This window comes from Ruegeria sp. AU67 (assembly GCF_900312795.1).
GTDB lineage: Bacteria > Pseudomonadota > Alphaproteobacteria > Rhodobacterales > Rhodobacteraceae > Ruegeria > Ruegeria atlantica.
This window is the reverse complement of sequence record NZ_OMPH01000004.1, coordinates 1-19776: the sequence shown is the minus strand read 5'-3', so window position 1 is coordinate 19776 and position 19776 is coordinate 1. Positions and strand designations below refer to the sequence as shown.

General features: G+C 52.4%; 19 protein-coding genes, 1 tRNA gene and 1 pseudogene. 11 read left to right on the top strand and 10 right to left on the bottom strand.

The window, feature by feature from the left end:
- Positions 1 to 106, top strand: a pseudogene (locus DK510_RS00700) (IS5/IS1182 family transposase); the annotation flags it as partial.
- 1 nt (position 107) lies between these two features.
- Here the strand turns inward: DK510_RS00700 and DK510_RS00695 are convergent.
- The 3 genes from DK510_RS00695 to DK510_RS22700 form a co-directional block, all read right to left on the bottom strand.
- Positions 108 to 380: a hypothetical protein gene (locus DK510_RS00695; protein ID WP_109310477.1), complete on the bottom strand. Its 273-nt coding sequence runs from the start codon at positions 378 to 380 to the stop codon at positions 108 to 110.
- Between the two features lie 3 nt (positions 381 to 383).
- A complete protein-coding gene (locus DK510_RS00690) occupies positions 384 to 890 on the bottom strand; it encodes a hypothetical protein (RefSeq protein ID WP_109310476.1) in 507 nt (168 codons plus the stop codon).
- Between the two features lie 19 nt (positions 891 to 909).
- Positions 910 to 1003, bottom strand: a tRNA-OTHER gene (locus tag DK510_RS22700).
- 465 nt (positions 1004 to 1468) lie between these two features.
- Between DK510_RS22700 and DK510_RS00685 the strand changes: the two genes are divergently transcribed.
- The gene (locus DK510_RS00685; RefSeq protein WP_255414841.1) at positions 1469 to 2287 is read left to right on the top strand and encodes a nuclear transport factor 2 family protein; all 819 of its coding nucleotides are present in this window, start codon (positions 1469 to 1471) and stop codon (positions 2285 to 2287) included.
- Entirely contained in the window at positions 2233 to 2442 is a 210-nt protein-coding gene (locus tag DK510_RS23445) for an adenylate/guanylate cyclase domain-containing protein (protein WP_255414840.1), read from the top strand. The genes DK510_RS00685 and DK510_RS23445 overlap by 55 nt, the downstream gene beginning before the upstream one ends.
- Before the next feature lie 85 nt (positions 2443 to 2527).
- Here DK510_RS23445 and DK510_RS00680 read toward each other — a convergent pair whose 3' ends face one another.
- The 5 genes from DK510_RS00680 to DK510_RS00660 form a co-directional block, all read right to left on the bottom strand.
- On the bottom strand, positions 2528 to 3976 hold the full coding sequence (locus DK510_RS00680; protein ID WP_160116416.1) for a DUF2779 domain-containing protein: 1449 nt from the start codon (positions 3974 to 3976) through the stop codon (positions 2528 to 2530).
- Positions 3977 to 4108: 132 nt separating this feature from the next.
- Positions 4109 to 4885, bottom strand: coding sequence for a 2-keto-4-pentenoate hydratase (locus DK510_RS00675; protein WP_109310474.1), 777 nt, complete (start codon positions 4883 to 4885; stop codon positions 4109 to 4111).
- Between the two features lie 266 nt (positions 4886 to 5151).
- On the bottom strand, positions 5152 to 6891 hold the full coding sequence (locus DK510_RS00670; RefSeq protein ID WP_160116415.1) for an adenylate/guanylate cyclase domain-containing protein: 1740 nt from the start codon (positions 6889 to 6891) through the stop codon (positions 5152 to 5154).
- Between the two features lie 173 nt (positions 6892 to 7064).
- A complete protein-coding gene (locus DK510_RS00665) occupies positions 7065 to 7424 on the bottom strand; it encodes a group 1 truncated hemoglobin (protein WP_109310472.1) in 360 nt (119 codons plus the stop codon).
- Positions 7425 to 7634: 210 nt separating this feature from the next.
- Entirely contained in the window at positions 7635 to 7985 is a 351-nt protein-coding gene (locus DK510_RS00660; RefSeq protein ID WP_160116414.1) for a cupin domain-containing protein, read from the bottom strand.
- Between the two features lie 925 nt (positions 7986 to 8910).
- On the opposite strand from DK510_RS00660, the gene DK510_RS00655 reads away from it, so the two are divergent.
- Positions 8911 to 9639: an SDR family NAD(P)-dependent oxidoreductase gene (locus tag DK510_RS00655; protein WP_109310470.1), complete on the top strand. Its 729-nt coding sequence runs from the start codon at positions 8911 to 8913 to the stop codon at positions 9637 to 9639.
- Positions 9640 to 9687: 48 nt separating this feature from the next.
- Here the strand turns inward: DK510_RS00655 and DK510_RS00650 are convergent, their stop codons facing one another.
- Positions 9688 to 10443 (bottom strand): N-acyl homoserine lactonase family protein, encoded by a 756-nt coding sequence (locus tag DK510_RS00650; protein WP_109310469.1) that lies wholly within the window; start codon positions 10441 to 10443, stop codon positions 9688 to 9690.
- 41 nt (positions 10444 to 10484) lie between these two features.
- Here DK510_RS00650 and DK510_RS00645 point away from each other — a divergent pair, with 41 nt between their 5' ends.
- From DK510_RS00645 to DK510_RS00635, 3 genes are all read left to right on the top strand, one after another.
- Positions 10485 to 11603, top strand: a complete 1119-nt coding sequence (locus tag DK510_RS00645; protein WP_109310468.1) for a pyridoxal phosphate-dependent aminotransferase — start codon at positions 10485 to 10487, stop codon at positions 11601 to 11603.
- A 188-nt stretch (positions 11604 to 11791) separates the two neighbouring features.
- Positions 11792 to 12265: a DUF427 domain-containing protein gene (locus DK510_RS00640; protein WP_109310467.1), complete on the top strand. Its 474-nt coding sequence runs from the start codon at positions 11792 to 11794 to the stop codon at positions 12263 to 12265.
- A 6-nt stretch (positions 12266 to 12271) separates the two neighbouring features.
- Positions 12272 to 13591 (top strand): AarF/ABC1/UbiB kinase family protein, encoded by a 1320-nt coding sequence (locus DK510_RS00635; protein ID WP_109310466.1) that lies wholly within the window; start codon positions 12272 to 12274, stop codon positions 13589 to 13591.
- 174 nt (positions 13592 to 13765) lie between these two features.
- Here DK510_RS00635 and DK510_RS00630 read toward each other — a convergent pair whose 3' ends face one another.
- The gene (locus DK510_RS00630) at positions 13766 to 14212 is read right to left on the bottom strand and encodes a thiol-disulfide oxidoreductase DCC family protein (RefSeq protein WP_109310465.1); all 447 of its coding nucleotides are present in this window, start codon (positions 14210 to 14212) and stop codon (positions 13766 to 13768) included.
- Between the two features lie 760 nt (positions 14213 to 14972).
- On the opposite strand from DK510_RS00630, the gene DK510_RS00625 reads away from it, so the two are divergent.
- From DK510_RS00625 to DK510_RS00610, 4 genes are read left to right on the top strand one after another with little or no spacing between them, the layout of a single operon-like run.
- Positions 14973 to 16484 carry a deoxyribodipyrimidine photo-lyase gene (locus DK510_RS00625; protein ID WP_109310479.1) on the top strand — a complete coding sequence of 504 codons (1512 nt, stop codon included), beginning with the start codon at positions 14973 to 14975 and terminating at the stop codon, positions 16482 to 16484.
- The gene (locus DK510_RS23550; RefSeq protein WP_082637120.1) at positions 16481 to 16621 is read left to right on the top strand and encodes a DUF2256 domain-containing protein; all 141 of its coding nucleotides are present in this window, start codon (positions 16481 to 16483) and stop codon (positions 16619 to 16621) included. Before DK510_RS00625 ends, DK510_RS23550 begins: the two co-directional genes overlap by 4 nt.
- Positions 16618 to 17862, top strand: a complete 1245-nt coding sequence (locus tag DK510_RS00615) for an FAD-binding domain-containing protein (RefSeq protein ID WP_109310478.1) — start codon at positions 16618 to 16620, stop codon at positions 17860 to 17862. The genes DK510_RS23550 and DK510_RS00615 overlap by 4 nt, the downstream gene beginning before the upstream one ends.
- 3 nt (positions 17863 to 17865) lie before the next feature.
- Entirely contained in the window at positions 17866 to 19365 is a 1500-nt protein-coding gene (locus DK510_RS00610; RefSeq protein ID WP_109310464.1) for a cryptochrome/photolyase family protein, read from the top strand.
- Positions 19366 to 19776: the final 411 nt, after the last annotated feature.

Here is a 19776-nt window from a genome sequence, read left to right as displayed (position 1 = left end):
CGGACGCCTCAAGGACTGGCGGCGTGTCGCTACCCGCTATGATAGATCCCCAAAGGTCTTCCTGTCGGCCATCGCTCTCGCGGCTACCGTCCTATTCTGGCTGTAAATCAATGAGTCTGGAGCCTAGTGCGGGGCTCTCGCGCACCGGTCTTCTCCAGCCACATGGCGGCAATCTTCTCAACGAGTGTCCACGCCGTCTGCTGGCGATTATGCTGCGAGATATCGAAGCGTACTGCTTTCTCTTCGATACCGAGCTGCTCAGACTCTCGTTCGTTCACGCGCACTTCGTAGTCGCAGAGCTCATTGACGTCATTGCTGACGTTCCCGGCATGGGCCCGGGCAACCTCGATATCATTCACATAGACAACTACCTTGAGCATCACTCACCAGCCTTTCGTCACACATGCTGGACAGCGTCCGCGGTCATCAGATCGATCAACTTGGCCGAAAAAGCCGCATACTGAGCAGGTCAACCTGTCCCGAATGGGCTTTTTCCGAACGCCAAAAAACCTCTTCCTTTCAGGGTGGCGCTTGCTCGCGACATCATGCGCGCACCAACAACACAGGGTCGTGTACCACCCATCGAAAATCTGGGTTTCGGCAGCGTTTGAGCATCGTTCACAGGTACGATTTGCTCGTTGAATTGTGGCGGTGATCATCGACTGAATTTGTCGATCATCACACCGGTGGTAGATGCGGAGCTCGCCGAGTTTCTCTTTGATCTGGAGGACAAAGGGGTAGGTGGCACCCTTCAGATCGCAGTATTCCTTAACCTCTGTGAAGAGCTTTGTGGCCAAGCCGGAACAGCCTTCGGGTGTGCGTCTGAGGCTCTCCTCGACCGATTGCTTGATGTCGTTGAAATCAATTACGTTCGTAGCGCCGTCCGCCATGTCGGACTCCTCCAGGGGATGGTAGGAGGCGTCGGAATCGAACCGACTCGTGCACTCTAATCTGGAGCAATTACAAGGATATAAGCCTCGCCCGCATACCAATGCTGCCTCCCACGGATTTTGCGTGGGTTATCGACCTCAGGCCGATATTCGATGGCAGTGGATGCGTGTGAACGTCATGACCGCAAGCTGAACCAGTTCGCATAACCATGTCAAGACGGCGCTTGCTGCACTTCGAAATTCACCGCGTAGTTCTGGGAACCTTCTAGCTTAGCGTGTGCCCGATACTCTCATGCATCTTATTTTGCGGGTCAGTACAGCATCGAGTAGCTCTCCGACAGCGAACCGATTCGATACCCTGTGATCCGGACTCGAACTCAGAAATTCCGTCGATAGTTCGCTCTGAACCGACGTGCGTCTTTTGATCTGCGTCTTATGCGCTCCGTTCTGGAGAAATACAAAAGTCTTGATCTGACCAAACCTCAGCGGCAGCATTGACCTGCATCTTTCGAAAAATGGAGATACCGGTTGCAAGGCCTTGTAAGTCTCATTCCATTTAGCGTCTCGAGTCATTTGTGATGATACGTTCCTCACCTGAACTGCTGGCAGTTTCGAGGCGTTGGTATGAAATACTCAGAACCAAGAAGAATACTGACGAATTACGGAACTATCTCTCGAAATCAGATGAACTAAGGTTCGTTGGGACAGGCGAAGGTGAGTTTTGGAGCGGGCAAGCAGTTCGCGATGGGGTTAGCGGCTTTTTTGCGGAGATCCCGGCTCCCGTCGTTTTCGAAGAAGTTGAAGCTGAGGCCTTTGAAAACGCAGAAACCGGATGGTCATCCTTTGTCCATAAGATTCAGTTTGTCGGCTTTGATGAGCCCGTCTTCTACCGCACCGTTCTGATTTTTGTCTTGGAGGGTGCGGCCTGGAAGATCATCAATCGCCACGCTTCAGTGCCCACTCCAAATATTGAACTCGTGGGTAAAGAACAGCTGGCCATCCAAAAACTGGTTGATGCTGCGCGTGAAGATGGACCCGAACTGATCCAAACTGAAGGTTTGGCTTCGGTACTTTTCACTGATGTGGAGGGCAGCACAACGTTGGCGGAGGCGTTGGGCGATCAGCGTTGGTCGGTGCTGATCGAAAACCACTTCCAAGTCTTGGCGGCGATCATTGAAAAGTATCATGGCCAGTTCGTGAAATCCCTTGGAGACGGAACGTTGTCCGTCTTTCCGTCCGCGAAAGAAGCACTAACGGCCGCTATCAAGATTCAGGGGCCATTGCATCGGCTTCCGAGGAGCCATCTTTCGGTGTCCGGATTGGGATTCATACTGGTGATGTCGTGCAATCTCGTGGAGATTTTTTCGGTACTGTGGTCAATAAAGCCTCACGCATAACGACCGTTGGTGCGGCGGGCGAGATACTCGTTTCAGATGCGACTCGCGCCATGGTCGGAGGACGAACCGATTTCTCTTTTTCTGAAATAGAACCCAGACTCCTGAAAGGTCTACGTGGTCACCACGTTTTGTATCGGCTGGATTGGCAAGATTAAGTCTTGGGGGCGCCGTAACTCCGGCAAATCGCCTAGTCTCGTCGGGGAGCAGCACCGCCAGTTGTTTTGAGGTTCGCGGCACACCTCACATCGCCAGCAATTCCCGATGAATTTCGACCATCGCCCAGGTGTCGCGCGTGCAATACGCCACAAGACCAGAATAGACCTTCTCGCGCGCTGGATCATCCGGTTCGGTCAGTGTTACGTCCTTCCAAAGGCGAGACGCGCTCGCCCCCTCTTTGATGTCCAGATCATCGTATGAAAGTTCTGGCAAAAACGCTGGAAGAACGGCCTTGATAGAGGCGCTTCCCTTGAACGCGGGATCGTTGATCACTTCATCTGCAAACGGCTTCATAAGATCTACAACGCGGGCGTTTAGGCCTTCCAGGAACTCTGCATGCTCTGGATAAGTTTCCGCCATTTCCGTATTGCGCGATTTCTCGAACGGAGCATACCAAACCACTACAGAGCCAACGTTTCCTATGTCCTCACGAAGCCTTTTCAGCAAGGCTGGCATTGGGTTACTGGCGTCTCGGTGGAGATACTCCCTGTGCTCAATTTCTCCGCCAGGCTCATGCTGGATATGCAAGGAATACTGGAAAGCCACTTGCTGATAGGGACGCGTTCCGTCCCAGGGTGGCAGCAAACTCTGAGATGTCTCGTAGTCAAAATAGTGAACCGGATAGACAATCTCGCTCAGAAACCTGCTTAACTCCTGATGAACGATTGTGCGTTCACCGTTCGCCACTGCTCTCAAGTAGCGCTGTGTCGACTTGCCTAACACAGATGGATCACTGATCTCGTCAATCTTTGTGATCCCATTTGCGATGAGTTCCGAGGCTTTTTCCGCATTCATGAACGGAAGGCGGTGGATACTGTCATGCGCGAGAGGTGGGTCGAGTTTTTCGCGGATCTCCAGCCATTCACCATAGGATTTAAGGCGCGCACGTTCGGGGGACGGATCAGGCATCGTACCGCTGGCAACGACGCTCAATGCCTGATCGATACGCGTGCGTGTTTTTTCGAGCTGCTCAGTCACCGCATCCGTGATGTCAGTGATGCTGACAAGCTCTTGCGGATTGATTTCGCCGTTTCTGACGTAATCACGGTTCACATGTGCCACTTCGCAGCGCGCAATGGGGAACCCCGCTGCCTCAAGCACGACACGCTGGAATGCGAGATCAAAAGTGTGTTCGGGCTTTGCAGATGTCCCGCTCTTGATCTCTGTCAGAACGTACCCATCGCCACTGCGGCTCACGATGTCGGAGATGCAAGTTATGGTTCCATCTTCATAGCGTCCCTGCGCCACTGCGTTTGCACCGTTTCTCCAAGCCTCCAAAGTACGCGCGGGCAGAGCCTGGTATTCTGAAAAATCTGAAAAACCGAGGCGAACGAGATCACCAAATAGCTCCTCAGCATATGGCTCAAACGCGTGCCCCTCGTCAAAACGCGCTTGCAATGAAGGGTCAATCGGCGGCAGCAGATGCCTGGCGTGTTTCTTGATCCATAGCCAGGCGGGGTGCCTGAGAAACATCATGTAATCTGATTTGGATAGCATCGTATAATTTGCATTCCAGAATTGATGAAATCAGTGGAATACTATCGCGCCCAGCTATTGAGAGTAACTTTTCTTTGGTGAAGTAGGCGTCACAACTCTATTACAGCCTCATGTAAATCGCACCGACAGCTCGGTGTCCATGACACCACCAAAGCCCGCTGACCATTGTTCGCCCGGAAACACTGGCCATGCGTCTGTCAAAGTACCAGTTGTGACTAGCTCGCCTCCTTGAAGCTGGTCGGCGTCTGAGAGCAGAGAAACAAGATGAGCCAGGACTTCAATTGGGCCACCGAGCGCGTTTTCACCCTTGCCGGCCTCGATAGCCTCGGTGCCCTTGAACAACGCTAGTGGCACTTCGGCCAAGCCGGTCAAGATATCATGCGTCGCCTCGATTTTGTCGCCAAGAACAAGGCAGCCGTGCAATCCTTGTGCTGCGATTGAGTCTTCGACCGAGAATTTCCAGTTGGGATAAATCGATTGGACGATTTCAAACCCTGGAGCGACCCACTCCACGCAACCTGCCAACTGCTCATCGTTCATTTCAGCCGTCGGTGTATGTCTAAGGCCGAGTACGATTTCTGGTTCAATCCTCGGTTCTGAATACCTTGCCAAGTTTACCGGCTGATCAGTCGAAAACAGCCCATCTGAGTGAACCTCTCCCCAAATGGGTTGATCTACACCATAAACAGGCCAAATCGCGCGGTTCGTGAAGCCGACTTTTCTACCAACTCTCTTTTTGCCCTGAAGCTTTCGGACGCGACTTGCAATCGAATAAGCGTCATCCAGCGTCAGCTTTCCCGCCTCTGAGGACAGTTTAGGTATCTGCTGGGCAGAGGTCAGGGCATCAGCGATTTTCTGAGCGTTCGCTTCAATATCTCTTGTCATCTTCGCATTATACCTGCCGAAGGCTGGATTGCGATGCTATCGAGGTTTTGAAGAACCGGGATGGTGATCTCCGCCTAAGTCTAGGTTCAGGACATGTAAAGTGTCTCGAACTTAAAAGGCAGTTTCTACTATCAGCGGATGTTCGACATAATCGGGGCAACGACTTAGTTGCGGAAAAAGTGGTCGTTTGACTCCGGAGATCCAAGGCCTTTTCTTGCACAGAGAAGACGCATTAATCCTCAATTTTTAGTTAGCAAATTGTTTACTCAACCAGCGAGGCGAAGTGAGGTTGTCGCCATAGCGCTCCTCAATTCGGCTTTCAATCTCTTAGAAATCTCGCGATCTTTGAAGTATTCAGTTTGAATGAATGTAGAAGGTCTAAAGTCCGGATCGTGAAGCAACAAATCGCGAACTGCTCGTTCAAGCTTGTGGTCATTATTCAGGTGAGTTGCGGCCGCAGTCCGATAAGCTGCCGCCCGCCGGGTGAGCCTCGCAAATTCATCCACGGTGTTAAAACAAGCCTCAAAATCATGCATGACGTAGTAGGCAATTGCCTCTAGTTCGCGGCAATATTCGGGCAAAAAGGGATCAAGCATCTTTGCACGCTTTTGATACTCAAGAGCAGTCTTTCCATCTCCGAGAAAGTTATGGAGTTCACCGGTTCGTCCAACAATGAACGCGTGATTTGGGTTTAACTCCAGAGCGCGATTGAAGTGGAACTTAGCCCGTTCAAAGTCACGAACATAGAGCGCCAAAGAACCGGCAATTCGATGGCTTTCAGCGTCCGTTTCATCCAGCTCGACAGCTAGGTTCCCTGCTTCGACCAACTCATCCCATACATCTTCACCGGTCCATTCTGCTACTGTAGCGACAGCGCACGCCCTCCAGGCATGAACTCGACCATATCCTGGATCTCGTTTCAGCGCTTCGTCAAACCAATGAACCGCTTCCTGTGCATTCTCCTTTGTGACTCCACCAATCCGGTGATAGTACAAACCGCGGATTAAACATTCATAGGCTTCCAGGTCTCCCGGACGTTTTCGCTGTGCCGTGGCTTCCAGTTGCCGTTCGATCTGGCCGGCCACACTCGCGACGATTTTGGCAACAAGGTCATCCTGGAAATCGAAAAGATCCCCCAGATTGCAATCCGCCCGCTCTGTCCAAAGCTGTTCGCCTGACACTGCATCCGTCAGATACGCGTTGATCCTTATGCGATTTCCCAGCTTGCGAACCCCGCCTTCAAGACAGAAACGCACGCCGAGTTTCTGTCCAAGTTCACGAGCGTCCGCCGCAACCCCTTTTAACCCAAAACTAGTATTCCTGGAGATCGTGAGAACGTCAGGGAACCGGGACAGCTCTGTGATGATGTCTTCCGTCAGGCCATCGGAAAAATACTCCTGCTCGGGATCATTGCTCATGTTCTTGAAGGGAAGCACAACAATTGAGTTGGTGGACTTTTGCAGCTCCGCCACGTAGGGAAGGCTACTGTCCTCGATAAGCGCAGTTCCGCAGCTGTGCGTGCCAAGCTCGCCTGCAACAGCGTAGACCGTAATTGGTTCGGAAATATTTTTGAGCTTTCGGGTGCCCTTGTTCTCAAATTTGAGCTGGGCCGACCGCTTGGCGTGATCAAACACAGCATTACTTACTAGGACCATACCCGGCTCAGCTTCAGACTCAATCCGACTTGCTACATTCACGCCATCGCCAAGCAAATCGTCGCCATCTACTACGACATCGGCAAGATGGACACCAACCCTGATTTCTAGTCCTATCTCGCGCTTGGTTACTGGTGCAGCGAGTTGAAGTTGTAAGTTGTAAGCGCAGCGAACTGCCGCCACCGGGCTAGAAAACTCCAAAAGAAAACCATCACCCGCGCGGTTAAAGATTCGCCCATTGTGCGTGGACGCAACAGTTCCGATTAACTCGTTTAACAGTGTAACACGATTTATCGTGTCGATTTCATCTTCACGCATCCGAGTGGAATAACCGACAACATCAGCGGCCAAGATCGTAGACAATCTCCTATTCATATTGGAGGTTCCTTTTGCGCATAAATTTTTAGCCCAAATGCACGATTGACCCATAGTAAGATATTTGACTTCAAGAGTCTGCAAGTCGGACAAGCAAGCTTTGATCTAATCAAATGAATATTGCCGACTCTACCCGGTTATGGCGAAACTCAGATACCGACAACTTGGTCCTTGAGGCTATATAGAATGTATAAGACCTCTTCTTGTTCCCGTTGGCCGACGTCGTTGGCCTTTAGGGCGTTCATGGCGTCGTCCAGAACAGCGGCAAACTCATCTCCGCTGATGTTCATGTACTGATGCGCTGCAACCATATCCTTGCCTGTGTATATCTCAGGCCCGCCAGAACCAGTTATGAAGAAGTCTCCTGCCATTTGTTTGAGGTGCTCCATATCAGTTCCCGCAAATCGTGCAGCGACAATTAGGTTTTTGGAGTGATTGTCCACCAGAACGTCGACTATTCGCCGAATACCATCCGTTCCTCCCAGACGTTCATATAGCGTCTTTGACATGGTTCCCCCCGTGTTTAGCTCACCTCAAACCTCGATCTCTTGAGAATGCTAGCATGCCGCACTGATTGGCACCAAATCTATAGCAGTCAGGCGATGTTTATGATCGTAAATCATCACCAAGTGTGATGTCTGCTTTGGGCTCAAAGCGGATGTTGGCCGAAATGTCGCCAACGACCGCAATGCGGACGGAGCTGCCGTTGGTTATATGGATTACTCGGCGATCATAAAAAATTTGTGCAACGTATCCGTGATCTCCCAGATACATTTTGTTCCCTTGGAGATAAAAAATGTATCCCCATCAGAAAATGTGTGCGGTGTACCTTCATCATCGGTGATCGTTACAGAACCAGAAATAACCGTCATCATCTCGTTTACCGGATAGGCATCAATTTCTTCCCGGCACGGGGCGCATTTCCAAACCCCTGACGAAATTCCCGAGTTTTCATCAAGATGGGCGTAGTGGATAAGTTCCGTCGCGTCGCTTGTTGTAAACGCCTCTGTCGGAACAAGATCAGAAGGTTCAAGCTGATCTCCCGAAGGATTTAATCTGTGAATACCCATGGAACTTATCCCCCGCATTTCTTCTGATGTTGAATCCAATAAATCGCCAGTAGTGTAACCGCCGCGTAATTTCGGTCAATTCGAGCGCTGCACCTAGCCAAAAACAGTGTCCGCTACGGGCTCAGAGCGGCCGTTCTCATTCATTGTCGCGGAGTCCGCATCCAGCCCAAAGCAGACCCACAGGACGGAGAAGTCTTAGAGATCCATGCGGCATTTCCCCTGCGCGAATACATCTGCGCTGATGCGCGTTTGTTTGCTGCTGTTGTCCAGGCATCTCATAACTGACGCGTTTGCGGTCTATCGCCAGCGTGCGAGTTAACTACTTTGATCGATCAAAGGTTGAAGACTGCCAATCAAAGCGCACTTATGATTGAAGAGCGGTGCTTTAAAGCTGTAGGATCCGTACAGGAACTATTTTAAATTGAGCGCGTACTTTGAAACGCGCATACTTATGGGCAAATCGTGCAAAGTTATGCGCAAATGCCGCGCAGAGTTTTGGGCAAAGCTCCAAGATTTTCTTTAATGAAATCAATGTCGACAATGCAGCGTTATGAGCGCACCTACAGATATTTTCAGGTTTGCGCATAACACTTCGCGCACCCCATAAGTTTGCGTAGTTCGCCCATAGTTTTGCGCTGCGCGTTTGTCTGCATTAGCGACGAATTCAATCAGTTTATGGCTTAGTCGTCGCGGTTATGGCCCTTTGCATTGCTCAATCCCACAAAGGGCCTCCCTAAGGAACCTTGGATTCTCGCGAAGGTCTGCGATGCGCAGAAAGCTGACTTTGCAAAGTCTAGCTTGAGCCCAAAACGGACGTGCACTGAATTAAACGAAATTGGCTTTCGCCGCTTTCAGAAAAAAGGGTTATGAGTTTCCTTCTTTAATTCGAAGTATCCCAAATCATACCTAGGTAGGAGGAGTTACCATGAAGACAGCGGTTGTGACCGGCGCCGCGGGAGGGATGGGGCAGGCCATCTGCCGCCAATTGCAGACAAACGGATTGCATGTGATTGGTCTGGACCTCAAAGAAGAGCGTCTGAACGAACTGGCATCAGAATTTAGTTCGGACTTCACACCTATTTACGTTGACTTAACTGATCCTATGGCCGTGGCTCAAACGTTTGAGCGCATTGGGACAGCCCATGGAGGTCTGGATGCTTTGGTAAACAACGCTGGCACCTGCTTTATGTCTGACTTCCCGCACATTCCGCCCGAGGAACTCGAAAAGCAGATGGCAATCAACTTTAATTCTGCATTCCATTGTTGCCAGCAAGCGGTCCAATTGATGTTAGAACGCGAAGGCATCAAAAAGATTGTAAATATCTCATCGAACGGTGCTTACAATTTCGATGTGTTCGACCCTCCGCACTACCGCGCGTCAAAAGCAGCGATGGATTCCCTTACAAAAGACCTCGCCCGTCGATACGCACAGGATAAAATCTGTGTAAATTCTCTGGCACCTGCCATGACTGAGACACCGTTGTTCAATGTCTTGACCGAGGAAGTCTTGAAGAAAGCCGTTAGTGCCATGCCACATGGTCATGCGATGCTACCTGAGCAAATCGCCTCTTGGGTTGGTTTTCTCATTTCACCGGCAGGGGATGTTTCCAGTGGGAATGTGATTATTCTGAACCAAGGGCGCGACGTCAGATAATTCTTTGGTGCGACATCACTTTCCGGAAAAATGGTCCAAGGGGTGGGATCAGCTGTAGACTTCTGGTGCTTTCTTCAGAACACCCCACTGCTTTGGACAATGCCCATAGATTACAAAGGCATCTCGCTCGGATGCCAGACGCATCAATCTGTCTGCGCTGGCAATTGCTGCATCTTCGTCCCAAGACCCGGCAAACTTCTCGTCGATTTCTGCTGGTCGGGAAATCGCATCACTGGCCAATAAAATCGCCCCCGACGGAAGATCGACCATTACCGCGATCTGGCCAGGCGCATGACCGGGTGCCATCAAAACGAAGATACCCGGCCCAATCTCTACGTCGTCATCAATAACCAGGTAATCCTGCTCGGGCCATTCCATCGGCCGCATATCGCCCCAATACAAGGGGCGAGGTAAGGCTCGCTCGGCAGAGGAGATGAGAATGGGACTGTTTGGAAAGTCGCCCAATGCACCGATATGGTCGATATGGGAGTGCGTACAAATCTGTAATGTAATGTCTGACGGAATAAGCCCGAGTTTTGCCAGCTGTGCGCGTGGCAGATTATCAGGTTCGCACTTCAGAACCTCGCCAAACTCGAACAATCGATCTTCTTTGACCGCGGCGTCGGTATCAATGGCGTATTTTTCAGGAAATCCAGTGTCGATGAGTATTGCTTCTCCCAAATCTGTTCGGATCAGAAACCCGCAGATACCTATGATGCGGCCAGTGGAATGGACCTTGAACAGCCCGTAGTCCAAAACCACAAGGTCAATCGGTCGCCCTTTGACAAATCCCTCTGCTTGCACAGACTCTCTCCCTGATTGACTACAAAGATTTTGAGTAGAGCATGAAAGTCAAGATACACACACTTTTTCAATACCTACTGGATACCACGGAAGCGGATCCAGAAGCTTTCGTTGGGTTTTCCTTGTCCGAGTCGCCGCGTTTGGGTGAGTTCATGGATGCGCTGGATCCAGCGCTGCCGTTGGATTGGAACCAAAAGAGCTTTCGGGGTCTACCTGCTTTACGACGGCATGTTTTGGACCGCGCCGGCTTGTCTGATGTTTGCAAGCCAGACGACGTTCTGATCACCGCCGGCGCCGCGGAAGCCAATTATCTTGCATTCATGCAATTGGTCCAACCGGGCGACGAAGTCGTAACGGAACGCCCGGGCTGGCCACAAGCGGGCGTATTGGCAGAGGCAGTTGGCGCGACGCTAAAAATTGTCAACCGCGAAGAGAGTGCTGGTTGGGTATTGCCCCTCGACAAAGTTGAGGCTGCAGTAACAGCGCGCACGCGGCTCATCTTTATGACCAACCCCAATAACCCCACCGGGCAGTTGATGACACAAGCAGAGATGGAAAGGCTTGTCCAAATCGCAGATCGCGTAGGTGCATGGCTGGTTGTTGACGAGGTTTACGCGGGATTGGAGTGGGACGGGTCCCGTGCCCCTTCGATTGCTGGTTTGTATCCAAGGGGTATCACGACGGGCAGCGTTTCCAAGGCACTGGGGCTCCAGGGGCTACGCACCGGCTGGATGATATGCCGTGATTCAGATCTCATTTGGGACGCTATTATTCTGCGGGAAAACTCGAGCGAAATTATGAATATTCTTGGCGAAGTCATCGCCGAAATCGCCTTGAGGTCTGACCGATATAATCAGGCTTTGAAAACTGCACGGGCAGCTGGGATGAAGACGCTGGAACGCCTGGATAGGTTTGTTGCCGATCAGCCCAACCTCAATTGGGTCAAACCTCAGGCTGGATTAATTGGTTTGGCACGGCTCGATGGGATTGATGGCGACGTGTTCGCCAAACGCTTGCTCGCCGATCCCTATCGGACATTTCTACTACCGGGTTCGTCTTACGGGATGCAGAACCACATCCGACTGGGTGTGGGGGGAGGTGCTGCTGCCAACCTCGACCTTGGCCTAGAGCGCATGGGCGAACTATTGGCAAACTGGTAGATTTAGGACACTCATTTCGACGGTTCGGGCTGCAAAGTCGGTCAAATAACGTTGCCCGTCCCAAGCTGACACTAAGCCCAATTTTGGTGCAAGTTCACCTGCCATACGCTGAAAGCTCTATCGCTAGAATAACGCTGTCGGCGCGCTAGTTCGAAGATGGAACAACTGATTCATACCCAAGGTTCGAAATGACAGGTTGGACAACTGCAAACGTCCAAGACTATCCGCGACCACCTGCGCTGCGGGCAGTGCCTCATCGAGTGCGGATCGAGCTCGGCGGTCAAACAATCGTGGAAACCGATCAGGCGTTTCAGGTTCTCGAAACCCACCACGCCCCCACGTATTATATTCCGCCGCAAGACATTGATGCCGTTCTGACAAAGGCCTCGGGTAGATCATTCTGCGAGTGGAAGGGTGTTACGAGCTACTGGGACGTTCAGAGCGGGGCAGCTGCGGCTAAGAAAGCTGCGTGGAGTTATGCTGCACCAACCATCAAATTTGAACGGATTAAAGGCTATCTCGCCTTTTACGCCGGACTTATGGACGCTTGTTTTGTTGGTGAGTACCGGGTGATCCCGCAACCCGGGGACTTCTATGGAGGTTGGGTCACCGAAAACTTGAAGGGTCGCATAAAAGGCGCTCCGGGCACGGAATTTTGGTGAGTATTGATGACCGACCCTAAATCCTCACCAACCCCTTTGGCAGTTCCTACAAGCCGTTTGGTCCGTGTTGCCGGTTTAAGCAGCATGACGGCAGGCATTGCGGGGAACATGGCAGCACGCGCCCTAAGAGAGATCGGCCGCGGCGCGCGACCCGATATGCGTGGTTTGTTGATGACACCCGGCAACGTGACACGAGTCGCGGATCAACTTGCTCGCATGCGAGGCGCCGCGATGAAGGTGGGTCAGTTGATTTCGATGGATGCAGGTGAGGTCTTGCCGCCTGAACTGGCTGACATCATGGCGCGTTTACGAGATCAGGCGCATTTCATGCCACCGAAACAATTGCGTGACGTCCTGAACCGAGCTTGGGGTGCAGATTGGCGAAAATCCTTCAAAGATTTTAACGTTAGGCCCATAGCGGCAGCGAGCATTGGGCAAGTACATCGTGCGACCTTGAAAGACGGACGCGATGTGGCGATCAAAGTGCAATATCCCGGTATCGCGCGCAGTATCGACAGCGACGTGGCCAACGTTGCCACTCTGGTTCGCATGTCAGGTCTGCTTCCCCAAAGCTTTGATCTGGCTCCGTATATCCAAGAGGCGCGCAGTCAATTACATGAAGAAACGGACTATGAACGCGAGGGGCAATATATGCGCTGTTTTGCTGACCTATTGCAGGGCGATGAAGCGTTTAAGATCCCAGAGTTCTATGCAGATTGGAGCACGCCAGAAGTTCTGACGATGTCCTTTCTGGAAGGTAGCCCTATCGAGGCCGTGAGTGATGCGACAAGCGAGGAACGCAATCGAGTCTCAGAGGCCTTGGTCAATCTCACGCTGCGCGAGGTTTTTGAGTTCGGTATGATGCAGAGCGATCCAAACTTTGCCAATTACCGATACAACCCATCCAATGGAAAAATCGGTCTCTTGGATTTTGGCGCGGCACGCGCACTGCAACCATCTGCAATAGATGGATACGTGGATCTGTTGCGCGCCGGTTTGCTTGAAGACGGCGCGGCGCTTCGTAAGGCTGCCATACAACTGAAGCTTATTGAAGGTGATGGCCCATTTGACGACCGGATCCTCGGAATGATCCGCAGCGTTTTCGAAGCAATTCTATCTGCGAATGAATTTGATTTCTCCGACCTAACGCTTTCCCACCGCCTGAACAAAGAGAGTATGGCCCTGTTCGAGGTCGGCTATATCCCACCCCAGGTGCCAATGGACGTTCTTTACCTTCAGCGAAAGATTGGGGGAATGTTTCTGTTGGCTACTCGATTGAATGCCTCGCTGCCCGTGAAGATGCTGCTTGAAAAGTACGTCATCTGAACTAACCCAATTCACTCAAAACCAACAAGCCGAACAACTACAAACCTGCGTCACTGATCAGCGTGACCAACCCAAGACGAAGTGTGAATACGGCGCGAATGTTGCCAAACGCGGATTCGAGAACGCCTTTGAAGAGCCAATCCAGCCATTAGAAATGCCCATCGTTTAGGTTTATCATGTCGACGAATTTGTCCTGTTAACCGGCTTCGCTCCGAACCAAGAGGCGATCTTCGAAAGCTTCGGTCTTAAGGGCAGGAAAACTCGGTATGCAAGTTCCAGCAGGGACGTTACCCCGGGTAAGCCTGCCAGACGCGCCAGCCAACGCCATTTGGGTAAAGTGCCCCAGAGTTCCGTGAACCCGCGCGCACCGGACACAAGTTCTCCATCTTGTCGGCGCACAGTGAATCGATCCATCGCTTCTTGCCGCGTTAGATTTGCACCAACACGAGCATTGGGTTCTGAAACGTCGACAAACCGCAGGTGTTCAGCGCCCTTGCATGAAGCATAATGCCCGATCTCAACGGAGCAAAGCGGGCATGATCCATCGTAGTACACCGTAGTGTGCGGTTGATCGGCGTCATCGGATGTGAGTGCAAACTCAGCATTGTCCGTTTTGTGCATTTTGTTTGACCTTGCCCATTGGGTTTCGCCGGTACGCTCGTGAGAGTTAGCGCGAAAACCAAAGAAACAATGGGGCAGTCGTGGAACACAGATACGCTATGAAGCCGCAACTTGGGATGCCGCAAGTCATAGTTAACGGCAGCTTTGCTCAAATTGCAGGCGTATAGGCATAATTTTTGCATAGTGCGCGAGGTTTGTAGTTATCTCGCGGTTTGCTGAAGAGAGCTTAAAATTCGCCGCCACAAAAAATTGACTACGGCAATCAAATAAATTCAGTGGTTTCCGTATCGAATGATCGACGAGGCTAAATGCTGCATGAGCCTAATTTACCGATTTCAATGCGCAAACGAGATGACTCGGTTTAGATTTAGCTTTCTCCCATTAACGGTGCATTGGGGGTAGATGTTCTGGGGATCGCTGCCAATCGCGCTCACGGTGCTTGGTGGCGTACAGGTCGTTGTGGTGGTCTCTTTAACCTGTGTTCAGAAATCAGAGTTCAAACAAACTAAAGTTGGGCCAACCCGGTTCTTGGCATGGTGTTTTAGGGCTCAGAGCCGTTACCAATCTATGTCACTTTCGCCAAGGTCTCATTCTCCAGGCCAGACGCTCATCAATGAGTTCGCGGAAACTTCCAACCTTCAAGTGCCGAAGGCCGATGGCGCCTGCGCAAAGGCCGCGCTCACAGCGAAGTGGAGAGGTGGTTGAAACAAAGATCCAATTTCTGTGGCCATACGTACAGTACTCGAAGAACGGAGGTATCGTGCAGGTCGTTTGGTTCAAACGGGATTTACGGGTAAATGATCATCCGGCACTTTCGCAGGCGTCTGAGGTCGGGCCAGTTTTGCCACTCTATGTTGTTGAACCGGAGCTTTGGCAGCAACCCGACGCGTCAACACGGCAGTGGAACTTTGTTGCTGAGACAATCGCCGGACTTCGAAAGGACCTTGGGGAACTTGGCCAGCCTCTTGTTGTGCGCACCGGGCAGATTGTGTCGGTCCTATCCGAGTTGAAGGATCGTGGTCTAGTCGACGTACTTTGGTCACACGAGGAAACAGGGAACAATTGGACGTATCAGCGGGACCGTCAGGTCGCAGCATGGTGCAGGGATCATGGTGTGCAGTGGCACGAAGTGCAAAACCACGGCGTTTTTCGCAGGCTCAAGTCTCGCGACGGCTGGGCGGAACGGTGGGACAGGTTTATGGCATTGCCCGTTTCGTCACCAGTTGCGCTGAAACATATCGATATAGAACCAGGGTATATTCCCACGGCGCGCGACCTCGGCTTGCGGGATGATCTGTGCGTTGGTCGTCAAGCCGGTGGACGAGCTGCGGGTTTGGAGCGGCTGAACAGCTTTCTGACATACCTAGGCAAAAGATACCAACGCGAGATGTCCAGCCCTTTGGAGGGAGCCGTTGCGTGTTCGCGGCTGTCGCCCCACCTGGCTTGGGGCGCGCTTTCTATGCGCGAGGTCTCGCAAGCGACTGAAAGGCAAATACGCCAATTGCCGCCGCAAGCAAAGGACTGGCGCAAATCGCTGCGCTCGTTTTCGGGCCGGTTGCATTGGCATTGCCATTTTATTCAGAAACTTGAGGATGAACCTCGGATCGAGTTTGAAAATCTGCATCGCCTTTACGACGGGCTTCGACCGAAAGCGCCAGATTGCGAGCTTTTGGCTGCCTGGTCCATAGGCGAAACGGGATATCCGTTTTTGGACGCATGTATGCGGTCATTGCAAGCGACGGGGTGGCTCAACTTTCGGATGCGCGCGATGGTGATGGCCACGGCGAGCTATCATCTTTGGGTGGATTGGCGAGCCCCGGGTGAGCATTTGGCGCGCATGTTTACGGACTATGAGCCAGGCATTCATTGGAGTCAGGTGCAAATGCAATCAGGCACCACTGGCATCAATACCGTGCGCATCTATAATCCAGTTAAGCAGGGCTATGATCAGGATCCAGAAGGGGTGTTCATTCGGACATGGTTGCCGGAACTGGCCCATATTTCGGATCGGTACATCCACGAACCCTGGAAAGCCCAAGATGGGAAACAAATCATCGGAGCGCATTATCCAGAGCGTGTTTTTGACCATCTCGCAGCAGCCAAAGCCGCGCGCGAGCGGGTATGGGGCGTCCGCCGGAGCACTGAGTTTCGCGCCCAAGCGCAAGCCATCGCGGCAAAGCACGCGAGCCGAAAGACCAGGCGGACTGCTCGCAAAGATGCGCGGTCGGCTCAAGATCAAGAGCAACTCGGCCTGCCTTTGGGGGACCAATGATGAGGATGCGGAAGAAAGCCGATTTGCCCCAGAAAATCTGCCCGATCTGCAAGCGCCCGTTCACCTGGCGCAAGAAATGGGAAAACGTTTGGGATCAAGTGAAATACTGTTCGAAGAAATGCAGGTCGGCCACATGACCGAGATTTTTCCAGAACTTGCGGAAGCGAAAGAGACGATCAGTTTCAAGCCCACACGAACCAATGGCCTTATAAGGCTGAAGCAGTTCGTGGGACGCGCCGGTCGGCATTATACAGGTAAGCGGAACTACGATTTTGGGACCGATCAACGCAGCAATGTATCGGGTTTGTCACCTTGGTTGCGCCACCGTTTGATAACGGAACAAGAGGTACTGGCAACTGTACTAGCGTCCCATAATTCTGACGCGGCGGAGAAGTTCGTTCAAGAAGTGTTCTGGCGCACTTACTTCAAGGGCTGGCTGGAACAGAGGCCCAGCGTCTGGACACATTATCAGCGGGATCTGTTGAGTGCTTTAGAGCGACTAAAATTCGATCAGGGCTTAGAGACCCGTTTCAACGATGCAGTGAACGGCAATACCGGCATCGACTGTTTCGATCATTGGGCGCGGGAACTGGTGACGACCGGTTACCTCCACAACCATGCGCGCATGTGGTTTGCATCAATCTGGATTTTTACGCTCCACATACCCTGGCAGCTTGGCGCGGACTTCTTTTTGCGGCATTTGCTGGATGGCGATCCCGCGTCGAACACGCTGAGCTGGCGGTGGGTCGGCGGATTGCACACAAAAGGTAAAACCTACCTCGCGCGACCTGATAATATTGCCAAATACACCGAAGGACGGTTTCAACCAAAAAACCTCGCCAAATTTGCGGAACCTCTGACCGAGACAGCAGAACACCCGCTTATTCCGCTTTTGACTCCGCAATGGCCCCCAGAGGGCCCTTACCTCATGCTGTTGACCGAGGATGATCTGTCAGCCGATAGCTTAATGCCGACATCGCCTGCTGCCGCGATTGGACTTTTGGCCACGCATGGTCGGTCTCCAAATCCGATTGCAGGCGCTGTAACGGATTTTGCCGAAGGCGCGATGAACAGCGCCCTGGAACCTCACGGAAAGCGCGTGCAATCCGCCGAGGATTGGAGTGATCCGTTGATCGAGGCAGCGCGGAATACCGGTGTCAAAACCATTGCAACAGCCTTTGCGCCCGTCGGCACCACTCGGTCACGACTGGATCGTGCGGAACCTCTGTTGAGGGACGCTGGCCTGTCTTTGAACCGGATAATACGACCCCACGACACGATAACATGGCCTCATGCAAGGGCAGGCTTCTTTGGTCTTCGAAAGAAGATCCCATCGCTTTTGAGCCAATTGAACCTGGCCACCCAACCAAGGCCATAGCCGGTGTCCACTGCCGCGCTTTTACTTCCCAACCAATTGTTTGCCCAGCACCCCGGTGTGGCCGCCCGACCCGACGCGGTTGTGCTTTTCGAAGACCCGCTTTTCTTTGGCGATGCGTTTTATCCTGCCACGATGCACAAGCAAAAGCTTTGGCTGCACCGTGCTTCCATGACGCGCTATCGCGATGGCTTGGTCGCCAAGGGATTTGATGCCGCGATTTGGCCCTTTGAGCGGCAGCCGGGCGCTTGCTTGCGCCTGTTTCAAAGTCTGCAGGACCGCGGCATCAGCCATATAATCATGGTTGATCCGGTAGACTTAATTGCAGAAAAACGTCTTCGGGCGGCGGCTGGCAGAACCGATATCACGCTCGATTTCCAGCCATCACCTGGTTTTTTGAACACTCGGGCCGACAATCAGGATTGGTTTGCCGGTCGCAAACGCTGGTTCATGGCAGAGTTCTACAAAAGCCAACGCCGCCGCTTGAATGTGTTGATGGACGGCGGTCAACCGGCGGGGGGACAATGGAGCTTTGACAAGGAAAACCGTAAGAAAGTGCCCAAGGCGTTGTTGGGCAGCCTGCCTTGGATCGACTGGCCTTCCCATGACGCGGTTGATGAAGCCGCGAAAGCAAGCGTACCTGCTGACTTTCCAGAAGCATTGGGCAGCCTGGATACGTTGTACTATCCGACATCACACAAAGCTGCGTCCGACTGGCTGGCGCAGTTTCTGGAACGGCGGTTTGATCACTTTGGCGGCTATGAAGATGCCATTGTTGCGGGTGAAAGCTGGCTGTGGCATGCCGTTCTCACGCCATCCTTGAACATTGGATTGTTGACGCCCAAACAGGTTTTGGACGCTGCGCTGGCGCATGCGGATCGCAAGGGTATTCCCCTCAATTCGTTAGAAGGTTTCGTCCGTCAGATCATTGGCTGGCGCGAGTTTATGCGCGCGACCTATGAGAGCCTGGGTGTGCCGATGCGCACTACAAATCATTGGGGCCATCACCGCCCAATGCCCCGCGCTTTCTACGACGGAACCACTGGTATTGATCCGCTGGACGACACGATCAAAAGGGTGCTCAAGACAGGGTATTGCCATCATATTGAACGCCTCATGGTTTTGGGTGGATTTATGTTTCTGTGCGAAATTGATCCGGATCATGTCTATCGCTGGTTCATGGAAATGTTCGTCGACAGCTATGATTGGGTGATGGTCCCCAATGCCTACGCGATGAGCCAGCATGCCGATGGCGGGTTGATCACCACCAAACCGTACTTTTCGGGTTCAAACTATGTTCGCAAAATGAGCAATTGGGGCAAAGGGCCCTGGGCCGACATTTGGGACGGGCTTTATTGGCGCTTTATCCTGAATAACAGCGATAGACTGGCTGGCAATCCCCGATGGGCGATGATGTGCCGTACGGCTGAACGGATGTCGCCAGAGGCCAAGAGCACGCACATAAAGACGGCTGAAGCTTTTTTGCGACGGATGACACAAGCATGAACACTATGGTGGCGCGTGACTGATATTGAGGTCACATCCCGTGATCAACTGTGGGAGTAGCTGAGCACGCATTTTGCCCAACGTGATAGCGTCCGCCTGATCACGTGGAAGGCGGCACATCCGCAGAAATATGTCAGCCGGGACGAGGTGCTGGATGCGCTGATCGCGCATGGTTGGATTGATGGAAGACGATTTACAATCGATGAAGACCGGACGGCGCAACTGATCAGCCCGCGAAAACAGCAAGCTTGGTCCAAAAGCTACAAGGGCAGAGCAGAGCGCCTTAGGTTCTGGACCCATTAATTTGGTTGTCGCCCTCTCGGTTGCGTGATTCAAGCGCCTGAGTTTCAGGGGTATATCATGAGCAACCTATTCTGGCTGACGGACGAACAGATGGCACGTCTTCAGCCT

Bases quoted from the DNA above. Each gene is read 5' to 3' on its own strand.
- DK510_RS00690 (WP_109310476.1), bottom strand. From the start codon at position 890: ATGGCGGACGGCGCTACGAACGTAATTGATTTCAACGACATCAAGCAA.
- DK510_RS00675 (WP_109310474.1), bottom strand. From the start codon at position 4,885: ATGACAAGAGATATTGAAGCGAACGCTCAGAAAATCGCTGATGCCCTG.
- DK510_RS00655 (WP_109310470.1), top strand. From the start codon at position 8,911: ATGAAGACAGCGGTTGTGACCGGCGCCGCGGGAGGGATGGGGCAGGCC.
- DK510_RS00680 (WP_160116416.1), bottom strand. From the start codon at position 3,976: ATGTTTCTCAGGCACCCCGCCTGGCTATGGATCAAGAAACACGCCAGG.
- DK510_RS00660 (WP_160116414.1), bottom strand. From the start codon at position 7,985: ATGGGTATTCACAGATTAAATCCTTCGGGAGATCAGCTTGAACCTTCT.
- DK510_RS00665 (WP_109310472.1), bottom strand. From the start codon at position 7,424: ATGTCAAAGACGCTATATGAACGTCTGGGAGGAACGGATGGTATTCGG.
- DK510_RS00640 (WP_109310467.1), top strand. From the start codon at position 11,792: ATGACAGGTTGGACAACTGCAAACGTCCAAGACTATCCGCGACCACCT.
- DK510_RS00695 (WP_109310477.1), bottom strand. From the start codon at position 380: ATGCTCAAGGTAGTTGTCTATGTGAATGATATCGAGGTTGCCCGGGCC.
- DK510_RS23550 (WP_082637120.1), top strand. From the start codon at position 16,481: ATGATGAGGATGCGGAAGAAAGCCGATTTGCCCCAGAAAATCTGCCCG.
- DK510_RS00645 (WP_109310468.1), top strand. From the start codon at position 10,485: ATGAAAGTCAAGATACACACACTTTTTCAATACCTACTGGATACCACG.
- DK510_RS00635 (WP_109310466.1), top strand. From the start codon at position 12,272: ATGACCGACCCTAAATCCTCACCAACCCCTTTGGCAGTTCCTACAAGC.
- DK510_RS00630 (WP_109310465.1), bottom strand. From the start codon at position 14,212: ATGCACAAAACGGACAATGCTGAGTTTGCACTCACATCCGATGACGCC.
- DK510_RS00685 (WP_255414841.1), top strand. From the start codon at position 1,469: ATGATACGTTCCTCACCTGAACTGCTGGCAGTTTCGAGGCGTTGGTAT.
- DK510_RS00615 (WP_109310478.1), top strand. From the start codon at position 16,618: ATGACCGAGATTTTTCCAGAACTTGCGGAAGCGAAAGAGACGATCAGT.